A 12,453-nucleotide genomic window follows, 5' to 3' on the forward strand; every position below is an offset into this window, starting at 1 on the left:
TAGCGCCTCTCACCTTTGGGGTAATTCGACCCCCGAATCTGCTACTGATTGCCTCTCTTGATAACGCCTTCGAGAACGCTGGCTATACTTTCCAAATGATTAACTCCAGCAAACACTAATCCGAGTAACAAAGGCGGAGGCCCCCACAATGACGCCAGTAAAAAATTTTTCGGTGATCGTGCTGATTAGCTCTCTCGCAACTACCTTCGCCTGGGCAAACGAGAGTGTTAAACCGAACGTCGTGTTCATGATGATGGACAACCTTGGCTGGGGAGAAATTGGCGTCTACGGTGGTGGAGCGCTTCGCGGTGCGCAAACCCCTCGCCTCGACACGCTGGCAGAGGAAGGCGTCCGACTTCTGAATTTCAATGTAGAACCCCAGTGCACACCATCCAGGTCCGCATTGATGACTGGGCGACACCCAATTCGATCGGGAACAACCAAGGTGGTTTGGGGGTTGCCTTATGGTCTCGTTGGGTGGGAGGTCACAATAGCGGAACTGATGTCGGAGGCGGGTTATCGCACTGGCATGTTTGGAAAATGGCACCTCGGTGATCAAGAAGGCCGCTACCCGACAGATCAGGGATTCGATCAGTGGTACGGCATCGCAAACACCACGGACGAATCGCAGTACACCTCGCAGTTTGGCTACGACCCGGAAGTGGTTGAGGCACCCAAAATTGTTGAAGCAGATCGGGGCGAAGCACCTACGGCCGTCAAAGACTACAACTTGACGACTCGGCCGATGATTGACCGGGAACTGACTGAACGGGCAATCGCGTTTATGGAAGAGGCCAGCGCCGATGACGCCCCGTTCTTCGTTTATCTGCCCTACACCCAGTCTCACCTACCCGCCATACCGCACCCTGATTTTGAGGGGAAAACAGGAAATGGCCGATGGGCGGATATGTTGGCGGAGGTGGACTACAACGCTGGCCAGATTCTGGACGCGATTGACAGGCTCGGACTGAGGGACAACACCATCGTCATCTGGACAAGTGACAACGGCCCGGAGGAGGCCCCGAACCACTTTGGGACCGCAGGCTATTGGCGTGGTTTCTATTTCACCACCCTGGAAGGCTCGCTGCGAGCGCCGTTTCTGATCCGATGGCCAGGCCATATTACTGAGGGCATGGTTAGCAATGAGATTGTCCACATGGTTGACATACTTCCCTCCTTGGCGAGCGCAGCAGGATATAAGGTTCCCGAAGACAGGATGATTGACGGGGTGGATCAACTCCCGTTCTTCACGGGGCAGACAGAGCACTCCGCCCGGGAGGGATTTCCAGCCTACAACGGCAACCGTCTTCAATCGTATAAGTGGCGGAACTTCAAGGTTCACTACTGGCAACAGGACAGCATGTTCGACACTCCGGTCGCCCATAACTTCCCGAGAGTGCACAATTTACTTAGGGATCCCAAAGAACTGTTTGGGATCGCCGGCGGGGCGAACAATACAGGCGCTCAGAACCTGACGTGGGTTTTTCCTGCTGTCACCGAACGAATCCTAGAATTCCAAGGAACGCTAAAAGAGGAGCCCCCGGTGCCGTTCCCTGCGCCAGAACCATACCAACCGGTGCCAGAATAGCGAGAAGGGGACCCACATTCCCAAGCCTCAAAAGCGCAAAAAATTAAGCGATGCCAGAGGTCCGGTGAAGGAGCCATTTCGTAAAATTCAGTTAGGTGGGAACTCACGTTCTATTTTTGATTACTCACCAACCTCAGACTAGCCTTCAGGCTGGAGTTCTGAAAAGTAATCGTTCCTGACCGGATAGCGTCCTGACCAAGGATTGGAGCAGTCATTCGGCAGTGTCGGAGAACGGCAGCTGATTGAATGCAGGAGATTCAGGATGAATATGTGCTTCGAACGCTCGACGAAATACTTCTTAAGTTTGGTTTTGCTGATGGGGCTCGGGTTACCAGCCCTTGCGCAGGAAGGTGACAAAGAGAAACCCAACATTCTCGTGATCTGGGGAGACGACATCGGCGTTCACAACATCAGCGCCTACAACCACGGGATCATGGGTTACCAAACCCCTAATATCGACAAAATTGCCAGCCAAGGAGCCCTTTTTACTGACGCCTACGCACAGCAATCTTGCACTGCGGGCAGAGCGTCTTTCATTTTGGGACAACACCCATTTCGCACTGGCCTGTTAACCATCGGAATGCCAGGGTCGTCCCACGGGATTCCTGATTGGGCACCCACAATCGCGGACATGGTGAAAGACCATGGCTACGCAACTGCTCAGTTCGGCAAAAACCATTTGGGTGACCAGGACAAACACCTGCCCACCAACCACGGTTTTGACGAATTTTTCGGAAACCTTTACCACCTGAATGCCGAAGAAGAGCCAGAGAGCTACTACTACCCCGACAACCCTGAATTTCGTGAGAAATTTGGTCCCAGGGGAGTCCTCCGGGCCTCAGCCGACGGTGAAATTGAAGATACCGGACCGCTTACTCGCAAGCGCATGGAAACCGTCGACGAAGAGTTCTTGACCGGCGCCCTTGATTTCATTGACCGTTCTCATCAGCAAGATGAGCCTTTCTTCCTCTGGTTTAACGCCTCCCGCATGCATGTATGGACTCACCTGAAGGAAGAGTCTGAGGGAGTGACCGGCATTGGCCTGTATCCCGACGGCATGGTCGAGCATGACGGGCACGTTGGGCAATTGCTGGAGAAACTAGAAGAACTGGGAATCAGTGATAACACCATCGTCATCTACTCCACCGACAACGGCGCGGAAACAGTAACCTGGCCCGATGGCGGCACTACACCGTTCCATGGCGAGAAAGGCACCACCTGGGAAGGTGGTTTCCGGATACCGCTGCTGGTTCGCTGGCCTGGAGTCATCGAACCGGGCAGCAAAATGAACGGCATCATCAGTCACGAAGACTGGTTTCCGACCTTTGCAGCCGCTCTCGGCGAGCCGAACATTGTTGAGAAGGTCAAGGAAGGCCACACCATGAACGGCAAGGAATGGAAGGTTCACCTCGACGGTTACAATCAACTGCCTTACCTGTCCGGTGAAGCCGAAGACAGTGCACGGGAGGAAATCTTCTATTTCGACCAAGGGGGTAACCTGAACGCTGTACGGGTGCAGGACTGGAAGATTCACTTTGCTGTATTGACTGGCAATATCACCTCGGCTGTCCGGGAAATACCTGCGTGGCCCAAGGTGATTCACCTGAAGGCAGATCCGTACGAAAAAGCCTGGGAAGAGTCCGAGCTTTACCTTCGTTGGTATGCGGAAAACACCATGTGGACCTTTGTGCCGGTGCAGGAAAAACTCAAAGAGTTTTTCTCCACATTCGAAGATTACCCCTATCAGATGGGCTCCTCGCTCACCGCCTCTAACCTGGGTTACAACACCCTTCGAAATGAAGAGCTGATGAAGCGACTTGAAGAGGCCACCGTCCAGCCCGCAGGAAAGCAATGACGTTGAGCCGGCGGGAGCTCAGGCTCTCGCCGGCTACCTGAACGCCTCTTCCATGGAGAAACAAAAAATGGCGCTAACACTGCGTTCGTCAGTTTGGTCTATAACTGTCGCGGCCTTGGTACTGGTCGCGTTCGCCCATTCCACCCAGGCGGACCCGCTGCCTTCGTGGCAGGACTCTGACTCTAAGACCCGAATCGTGGATTTCGTGGAGTCCGTGACCGACCCGGAATCAGATTCCTACATCACGGCCAGAGATCGCGTGGCCGTCTTTGATAACGACGGCACGTTGTGGGCTGAAAAACCGATCTATTTCCAGTTACTTTTTGCCATTGACCGGCTTCAGAAGATGGCCAAGGAGGACCCATCGATTGCCTCTTCCGGTGCCTTGAAGGCAGCCGTTGAGGGCGACCTCGAAGCGCTGTCTGCCAGCGGTCACGAAGGTCTGTTGGAGATCATCACTGTGACTCACTCCAACATTTCCGCTGAAGACTTTACGGAAGAAGCCAGGCAATGGCTGGAGAAAAAGCACCCGGAGACCGGTCTGCGTTACCGTGACATGGTCTACCAACCCATGCTGGAGCTGCTTCGGTACCTGCGGGACGAGGGGTTTCAAACCTATATCGTCTCTGGAGGTGGGCTTCACTTCATAAGGGCCTTCGCCGAGGAGGTTTACAACATTCCCCCGAACCAGGTCATCGGCACTACCTTGAAAGCCAGCTATCAGATGGTGGATGGAGAGCCGGCTATCATGAAAGAAGGACAACTTGCTTTCCTGGATGACAAGGAAGGCAAACCGGTAGCTATCGACACCAGAATTGGAATTCGTCCGGTTATCGCCGTAGGAAATTCAGACGGCGACTTCCAGATGCTGGAGTGGTCAACTTCAGCCCCCGGGGCAAGCCTCGGCATCCTGATTCACCATACAGACGGAGAACGGGAATGGGCTTATGACCGGGACAGCGCTGTTGGCAGTCTTGAACGTGGCCTGGATGAAGCCAGCAGCAGAGACTGGCTACTGGTGAACATGGAGCAGGATTGGGAGCAGATATGGCCAGTTCAGCCATGACCCCGTGGCAACAGGTTGATTTACTGAGGAAACGGATGGGCGAGGCCATTATCGGCCAGAAAGCAGTGATTGACCGATTGCTGATTGGCCTCCTCGCGAACGGCAACCTGCTGATCGAGGGCATGCCCGGACTCGCCAAGACCCGTGCGGTTAAAGCACTGGCCAAAGGGCTGGAGTGCGAATTCAGCCGCATCCAATTTACCCCCGATCTCTTGCCATCCGATGTGACCGGCACGGACATCTACTACCGGAATGAGTCCGGCGGCGACTTCCGGTTCGCCCAAGGCCCCATCTTCGCCAACATCGTACTGGCCGATGAAATCAACCGAGCGCCGGCGAAGGTTCAGGCGGCGCTGCTGGAAGCGATGGAGGAACGTCAGGTGACGGTGGGCGGTAACACCCATCCAATGCCCCCCTTGTTTATGGTGATGGCTACTCAGAACCCAGTTGAACAGGAGGGGACATACCCCTTGCCTGAGGCCCAATTGGACCGATTCCTGATGCATGTAAACATCACATACCCGCCTGTGGAGGATGAGGTCGATATCATCCTGCTGGTTCGCGGTGAAGAAACAGCCTCAGCGGAGGCGGGAGCGCACGACGCGACGACTACCGGCACGACTAAACCTCCGGCCGAAAACCAGATACCGCAAGCCGCGATTTTTGCCGCGCGCCAGGAAATTGCTCAAATCCACGTCGCTGAGCCCATGGTCCGGTATATGGCCGATCTCGTAAATGCGTCCCGATACCCGGATGCCTACGGTCCGAACCTGAAACGTTGGATCGACTGGGGCGCCAGTCCGCGTGCATCCCTGGCGCTGGACCGTTGCAGTCGTGTGCATGCCTGGCTCAACCAGCGCGACTATGTCGACCCACTCGATGTCCGAGCCATAGCGCCGGAGGTTCTTCGCCATCGACTGGCCCTAAGTTACGAAGCGCAGGGTCAAGGTGTGTCCGCCGATCAACTCATCGGCGAGTTGCTGGAGCAGGTAGCCCTGCCATAGGAGCATTCATGCCTGGTGATCCCGCCCGCGCTCGAGCAAATGTTGCCCGAAAACCACCCCAACAGGGCCAGGGCGACACTCGCATTCACGTCACCTACCGTAACCTCTTGGAACTGCAATATCAGGCCAGACAGCTGTCTTTCCTTCCTCGCCAGCCTAGCCAGTCCGTGCTAAATGGCCGCCATGGCTCCCGCATCAGAGGTCGCGGCCTCGACTTCGAAGAGCTGCGAAACTATCTCCAGGGCGACGATATCCGATCGATCGACTGGAAGGTGACAGCGCGTACCGGTGAACCCCATGTGCGAGTCATGACTGAAGAAAGGGATCGGCCTGCTTTGGTGGTGGTTGACCAGCGCATGACCATGTATTTCGGCTCTCGCCTTAACATGAAGTCGGTTACCGCGGCAGAGGCGGCGGCACTCGCAGCCTTTCGCATTCTGGATCAGGGGGATCGAATTGGCGGCATTGTCTTCGGCGATCAACACCTAGCCGATTTCAAACCAAGACGCAGCCGCGCCGCCTTGCACCGGTTCCTCATGGCACTGGCGCGGGCCAACAGCCTGCTCAGCGCCGATGCCCCGGATGTTGAGCCAGTTGAACTCAGCCGCGTGCTAAAAATGGTGCTGGGTATCGCCCCGCGGAATCATCTGATCATCGTTTTGAGTGACTTTGATACCCTAGGAGACGGCGCAGAGTTAATCGTTTCGGGACTAGCGCGCCACAATGACCTCGTTCTTTGCCCGGTCACCGATCCTTTCGCAGATGAGATCCCTGAACGCACGCGCCTATTCGTTTCCAATGGGGATTTACAGGCAGATATCGATGCCGGGGACACAAAAGTCCGCGCCCGACTCGCGTCGTTTGCTCAAGGACGAATGGCTGAGGTAATGCACTGGCAAAAACAGTTTGGCGTCTCGGTTATTCCGCTCACCGCGGCAGAAGCGACAGCCTCGCAATTGGCCATGCTGACCGGGGTAAAGCGACGATGAGTGAGACAGCTTCAGCACCGCCTGCCAACGACCTGGTTGCCCTGATGGGCCAGTTGACCGAACCATCCATGCCGGCACCTATTTCGATGTGGCCCGCCACCGCAGGCTGGGCTTGGGTTGGTACCGCAATTCTGCTCGTTCTAGCCTATGTAGTATGGCGCCTGATACGAGGGCACAGAACCAACGCCTATCGCCGTGCAGCTCTGACGCAACTTCGGTCAGCACCGCAGGATGTTGCTACGGTTTCGTCGATCCTGCGTCGAACCGCCCTGGTGGTTTGGCCGAGAAAGGATGTTGCGAGTCTTTGTGGACCGGCCTGGCTGGAATTTTTGGACCGAACCGGTGGCGATGGCCAGTTTGCCAACGGCCCAGGTAAAGAGCTGACAGACGCTGTTTACCGGAATAACGTGAGGCCTAGCGAAGAACTGCTGAATTTGGCCCGACATTGGGTTGCTCACCACTCTGCGCCGGAGTTGCCAAAATGATTGAGTTTGGTTTGCCTTGGGCGTGGCTGTTGCTACCGTTGCCGCTGCTCGCCTGGTGGCTTTTGCCACCATACCGGCAAACAGTGCCTGCTATCCGGTTTCCCTTTTTCAGACGCATCGTGAGTGTTGCGGGAGCTCAAGCTCGCCCGGGGTCGATTATCTTATCGCGCACCCGCTTTCAGGTTTTTTCTCTGGGGTTTGTCTGGTTCCTGAGTGTGTTCGCCATGACCCAGCCTGAGCGGGTAGGTCAGCCCGTGGAGATGACCAAGGCAGCGAGGGATGTCGTCCTGGCGATCGATATATCCGGCTCAATGGATGCGAGTGATTTTGAGCAACCGGACGGCAATACCACTCAACGCCTCGAAGGCGTGAAGTCAGTCGTTAATGCGTTTGTTCGGGAGCGGCAGGGGGATCGGCTGGCGTTAATTGTATTCGGTTCTAAAGCCTACGTTCAGGTGCCGTTGACGGAGGATTTGAGTTCCATAGAAAACATGCTGGAGCGCACAGCAGTGGGTATGGCTGGCCCTCACACCGCGCTCGGAGACGCCATTGGCCTTGCTATCAGGACTTTCGAAGCCAGTGATGTGGAGCAGCGACTGCTGATCCTGCTCTCAGACGGTACGGATACGGCCAGCCGCATGAGTCCGGTCAATGCTGCTGAGATCGCCCGTGACCGAGAGGTAGAGATTCACACAGTCGGTGTCGGGGATCCGGAAGCTCGCGGGGAGGACCGCGTCGATGTTGATACCTTAAAAGATATTGCTGCCCGGGCCGGCGGACAGTTTTACTTTGCCAAGGACCAATCCGCGCTTAAAGCCGTTTATGAACGCATTGATGAGCTGACACCGCGCAAGGTGGAAACACTATCCTATCGCTCAAGGGAGTCCCTTGCCCACATACCGATGTTGGCTGGTGCAATCTTAGGCGCACTAGCCTTGGTGGTGTTGCGATTTAATTCCAGAGGGAGCCTAACAGCATGAGCGATCTGGCTGTTTTGGCAAGTGCCTTTCATTTCATTCGCCCCTGGCTTCTTGTTTTGGTGCCCATGATTCTGATTGTGTGGTGGTTCGTCCGGCGTTCTGAGAAAAAACCAGAAAGGCCCGGTCGAGAGATTGCGGAACATCTCCGGTCCGCATTGACGGTTGGCTCGCAAAAAGGGCGCCGCTTGCGCCCAATCGACGGCGCGGCCGTAGCGCTAATCCTGCTAAACGTGGGCGCTGCTGGTCCGACATGGTCCCGAACACCTGAGCCCTTTTCAGCGAGCACATCGCCGGCCATCGTCGTACTGGCGGTGACAGAGAGTATGGCGCAGGCTGACGTGCCGCCGTCGCGACTTGACCGGGCCAAACAAAAGGTGCGGGACTTGCTGGATTTGCGCGCAGGGGCTCAGACCGCTCTGTTGGCCTACGCCGGAACGGCACATTTAGTCGTTCCGATGACTGAAGACCCCTCTGTTATGGTGCCTTACCTCGCCGGGCTCAGTCCCGACGTCATGCCCGAGCAAGGGAGCAGACTGGCTTTGGCATGGAACCTGGCCTTGGAGCTCATGACTGAGCAAAATATCGACGGCAGCATTCTACTGGTGACCGATGATGTGGATCCCGCTGACGCCGAGCAGATCAATGGGTCGCAGGACGCAGAACGGACGGTACTGCTGTCCGTTCTGCCGAATGACACAACCAGCAATCTGGACAATCTGAACGTGAGCCGGGTTGAGCTGACTCCGGACAAATCCGACGTTGCGGAAGTTGACCAACAACTGACTGCGGCGTACCGAAAAACCCTGCTCCAGAACACCGACCAACCCTGGCTTGACCAGGGCCACTGGTTCGCATGGCCTGCCGCACTGATCCTGTTATTGGGATGTCGTCGGGGCTGGACGATGAAATGGGGAGCCATGGCCGCCGCACTGTCGCTGATGCCCGTGTCCCACGAAGTGAGGGCAGAAGGCATTCGAGACTGGTTCTTTACTCTGGACCAACAAGGGCGTACGGCCTTCGAGGACAAGGATTTCGGGCTTGCCGCCAAGCGATTTGTCGACCCATTGTGGCGAGGGTACGCCCTCTACCGTGATGGACAATACGTTGAGGCTATACCGGTATTGGAACGATTAGACAGTCCTGATGCGGCCTTTATCCAGGGCATGGCGTATATAAAATCCAGAGGGTATCGCGACGGAGTTCGGGCGTTCGAAGCGGCACTCGAGAGAGATCCCGAATACCCCGGGGCTCGTGAAAATCTGGAACTGGCCCGCCAGATCGTGGACTACGTCGAACAGGCCCGTGAAGACGCCGATACGGGCGAGGAAAATCTTGGCGCAGACGATGTGGTTTTTGACAATGAGGCGAGCCGGGGCAGCGAAACTCAGATGGAGGCGGCGAATGCCGGTGGGGAAGCACTACTCAGCACGGATCAATGGATGAATACTGTAGATACCCAGACGGCGGATTTTCTGAGGCAGCGATTCGCCATTGAAGCTGCTTCCGGCCGCGGCAGGGAGGCAGAAGATTCACCATGAATCGATGGCCCGTAATACTTCTGATGCTATTGGTTAAGGAGCAAGCGTCCGCTGAGCATGCGCCCGTGTTGCGAACCGAACTTGAGCAAACGGTAGCGGTTCCCGGCCAACCGATTAGTCTGCGCCTCACCTTGCTCGTTCCTACCTTCATGCCCAAGCCGCCTGTCTGGCCTAGTTTTGAATTGCCTGATCTGATGGTACGTTTACCGGAGCGTGCTTCCGGCCCTACCAGCGATCGTGTTGACGGAGAAACCTGGTCTGGCATCACCCGGCATTACAGAATTTATCCTATGGCAGAAGGTGACTTCGAAATCCCTCCGCAACCGGTGCAGATCACCTTCGTCGAGCTGGACAACCAACAACCTACTACCATCACGATGAGTACAGAACCACTGAGTTTCTCCGGAAAAATCCCGGAAGAAGGAAAGGCGCTGTCGCCATTCCTGGCTGCAAGCAATATCACCATCGAGCAGCAGTTAAAGGGTGATGCTGAAGAGCTGAAACCCGGCGAGAGCCTGATTTGGACCGTGACAGCGCGAATCGAAGGCACTTCACCGATGTTTCTTCCCGATCTGATTTCCGACCTGCGGCTGGAAGGGCTGGCCGTCTATCCTGAGGATCCGGTTATTTCCGAAACATCCGACCGGGGCGTACTGGGTGGAACACGAACAGAACAGATCACGCTGGTGGCGGAAGTCGGTGGCGCAGGGGAGTTACCTCCCATCACCCTGCAATGGTTGGATCTCGACAATCAGTGCATCGAAATCGCAGAGACCGGCCCTGTTTCATACGCTGTAGATGGCCCTCTTGTTGGCACGGAACTGATTCGAAACTGGCGCCCGATAGCGCTCGCTGTCATTGCCGGGCTATTCATTCTTTTTTCAATGTTCTGGGCTTCACGCAGATTCAGCGGCCCTTTGAGGCAATTCGCTGCCAGAAGGAAATCTCATTACGAGACGTCTGAACTGCATGCTTACCGGGTCCTTACGCACGCCGTGAAGAACCGGAGCCGGACGAGGTTGTACCCGGCGCTTCATCACTGGCTAGGCTTCTTCCCGAGCCGAGAGGCAGAGGATCATGAACGCTTAAAGAAAACCCTGTTGGAGCTAGGTCGGCAGCACTATGGAACCGCTGATGCCAAGGAAGAGGATCTCTGGCTACATCTCAGTAAAATTTTGCGCGAGATGCGGCGCCACTTGAGGCACCGGTTCGGCTCTTACCAAGCTTTGCCGCCGATGAACCCGACGAACCAACAATAGACTCAGGCGACAAAGCAAACCGTTGGTTGAGAGCGTTTCTGATCGATCATGCGCATCTCTGGAGTTACCGAAATACCTTCCCCCTGGGAATAGAGCTCCCCAACTATGCGGACACCCCAAGGCCCCATACGGAGGTCCCTCTCTAGGCCGTGGTCACCCGTTCTCAATGTTCGCTTTGCGACCAGGGCCTACTCCGCCTTTGCCCCTCTGAGCCGCTTGCGGTTTAATGCGAATTCAAACTAATAAGCTGTTATTTGTCTGAGGGGTTGAACCGTTGGAAGTTAATAAAGACTCCTATCTAGAATATTTGCGAATGGCTAACCGCGGCGTCCTCGGTCCAATCAGTGGATTGGAAGGTCTGGAGCGTCGGCTCGTTCAGGAACTGGTTGCCGAGGGTTTGGTATCCGATTCAAAGGAACGCTTCTTGGCATCCAATGAGAAAAATCGGTGCTTCATTACTCCAAAGGGTGCCATCACGCTAGCTGATTGGGAGCGCGACATCCGAGAGGGCAAGTGGTGGTACAAGGCTGGGGTGGCATTTACAAGGTTTCTTTGGGTGTTGGTTGGTGTTTTCGCAACCGTGGTGGGTAAATACCTGATCACATAACCGAATATTCCAGTTCGTTCCGGCCCCAAGGGCCACCACCGGACATCTTTTTCTCCGCTTTGCTGCGTAGAGGCCGCCGCTGAATATTGGCGTTGATCAGTCATTCTGAATGTCAGCTTTGCGACCTTCGGGTTTGCGAGGCCTCGTCGCAGGCAGTCATCACTATTCTGAGCCATGCTTATAGGCCCTCACCCTTCGTAGGGGCCAAATCATGACCTTCTCTACCAGTCACTCTCCCTGGAACAAGGGAAAACGCGTCGGGCAAAAGCTACCTCTCAAACTCGAACAGATCTGGGCCATCCGCATTCGCTTAGAGATTGCTGAGAAAATCCGCGAATTGGCGATGTTCAATATGGCAATTGATTGCAAACTCCGATCCTGCGACATGGTTAAGCTATTAGTTCGAGATATTTCCAGAAACGGAGAAGTGCTGGAGCGTGCTCAAGTGGTTCAGCAGAAAACCAGTCAGCCCGTTAGGTTTGAAATAACGAAAAAGACACGTGAATCGGTCGAGGCGTGGATCAAGTATCGCGGACTAACGGGTATGGATTATCTGTGGCCGAGCCGGATCAGGAGGTGCGACCACATCACCACCCATCAGTATGCCCGGATCGTCAAGAAGTGGGTCGGAAGCATTGGCCTTGATCCCTCTGTCTACGCCACTCACACGCTGAGGCGTAGCAAGGCGACTTTGATCTATAAGCAGACCAAAAACCTTCGAGCTGTCCAGTTGCTGCTGGGCCACACCAACATGTCCAGTACCGTGCGATATCTTGGTGTCGAGGTCGAGGACGCTCTGGAGATAGCTGAGAGTATTGAGATCTGATTGGTGTAACGTGGTCCTTCGATCTTCGATCGTTGGGCGACGCAGCCGATTTCAGCGCCAGTCGATGATCATCCTGGGGAACCGATTACGGCCCTCCTATGGCTAAACAAAAGCGAACATTCACACCCCTCAATTTGAAGGCGATCAACGTGTCGCCCACTGCAAGACAACTAGTTTCGTTGGAAGACGGGAAAAGGGCTCATTGTTGGTACCGATTCCTTTGGTGATTGTAATGCGAATTATTATCAGTAATATA

The 12,453-nt window shown here is 55.4% G+C and carries 11 protein-coding genes; all 11 read left to right on the forward strand.

Annotation, left to right across the window (positions count from 1 at the left end):
* Window positions 1-148: 148 nt before the first annotated feature.
* The 11 genes from KZO34_RS12815 (at window position 149) to KZO34_RS12865 (ending at window position 12,197) form a co-directional block, all read left to right on the forward strand.
* Complete coding sequence (locus KZO34_RS12815) at window positions 149-1,588, forward strand: arylsulfatase (protein WP_219477014.1); 1,440 nt, start codon at window positions 149-151, stop codon at window positions 1,586-1,588.
* 268 nt (window positions 1,589-1,856) lie between these two features.
* A complete protein-coding gene (locus tag KZO34_RS12820) occupies window positions 1,857-3,443 on the forward strand; it encodes an arylsulfatase (RefSeq protein WP_257900274.1) in 1,587 nt (528 codons plus the stop codon).
* Window positions 3,444-3,510: 67 nt separating this feature from the next.
* Window positions 3,511-4,509: an HAD family hydrolase gene (locus tag KZO34_RS12825; protein ID WP_219477016.1), complete on the forward strand. Its 999-nt coding sequence runs from the start codon at window positions 3,511-3,513 to the stop codon at window positions 4,507-4,509.
* Window positions 4,506-5,513 carry an AAA family ATPase gene (locus KZO34_RS12830; RefSeq protein ID WP_219477308.1) on the forward strand — a complete coding sequence of 336 codons (1,008 nt, stop codon included), beginning with the start codon at window positions 4,506-4,508 and terminating at the stop codon, window positions 5,511-5,513. The genes KZO34_RS12825 and KZO34_RS12830 overlap by 4 nt, the downstream gene beginning before the upstream one ends.
* An 8-nt stretch (window positions 5,514-5,521) precedes the next feature.
* On the forward strand, window positions 5,522-6,502 hold the full coding sequence (locus tag KZO34_RS12835; protein ID WP_219477018.1) for a DUF58 domain-containing protein: 981 nt from the start codon (window positions 5,522-5,524) through the stop codon (window positions 6,500-6,502).
* A 44-nt stretch (window positions 6,503-6,546) separates the two neighbouring features.
* A complete protein-coding gene (locus KZO34_RS18845) occupies window positions 6,547-6,987 on the forward strand; it encodes a DUF4381 domain-containing protein (RefSeq protein WP_219477020.1) in 441 nt (146 codons plus the stop codon).
* Window positions 6,984-7,967, forward strand: a complete 984-nt coding sequence (locus KZO34_RS12845; protein ID WP_219477021.1) for a VWA domain-containing protein — start codon at window positions 6,984-6,986, stop codon at window positions 7,965-7,967. Before KZO34_RS18845 ends, KZO34_RS12845 begins: the two co-directional genes overlap by 4 nt.
* Complete coding sequence (locus tag KZO34_RS12850; protein ID WP_219477023.1) at window positions 7,964-9,505, forward strand: VWA domain-containing protein; 1,542 nt, start codon at window positions 7,964-7,966, stop codon at window positions 9,503-9,505. Before KZO34_RS12845 ends, KZO34_RS12850 begins: the two co-directional genes overlap by 4 nt.
* The gene (locus tag KZO34_RS12855; RefSeq protein WP_219477025.1) at window positions 9,502-10,764 is read left to right on the forward strand and encodes a hypothetical protein; all 1,263 of its coding nucleotides are present in this window, start codon (window positions 9,502-9,504) and stop codon (window positions 10,762-10,764) included. The genes KZO34_RS12850 and KZO34_RS12855 overlap by 4 nt, the downstream gene beginning before the upstream one ends.
* Before the next feature lie 274 nt (window positions 10,765-11,038).
* Window positions 11,039-11,371 (forward strand): hypothetical protein, encoded by a 333-nt coding sequence (locus tag KZO34_RS12860; protein WP_219477026.1) that lies wholly within the window; start codon window positions 11,039-11,041, stop codon window positions 11,369-11,371.
* Window positions 11,372-11,582: 211 nt separating this feature from the next.
* The gene (locus tag KZO34_RS12865) at window positions 11,583-12,197 is read left to right on the forward strand and encodes a tyrosine-type recombinase/integrase (RefSeq protein WP_219477027.1); all 615 of its coding nucleotides are present in this window, start codon (window positions 11,583-11,585) and stop codon (window positions 12,195-12,197) included.
* The last annotated feature ends 256 nt before the right edge of the window (window positions 12,198-12,453 follow it).

The sequence above is a fragment of the Marinobacter sp. F4206 genome, from assembly GCF_019392195.1.
Classification (GTDB): Bacteria; Pseudomonadota; Gammaproteobacteria; order Pseudomonadales; family Oleiphilaceae; genus Marinobacter.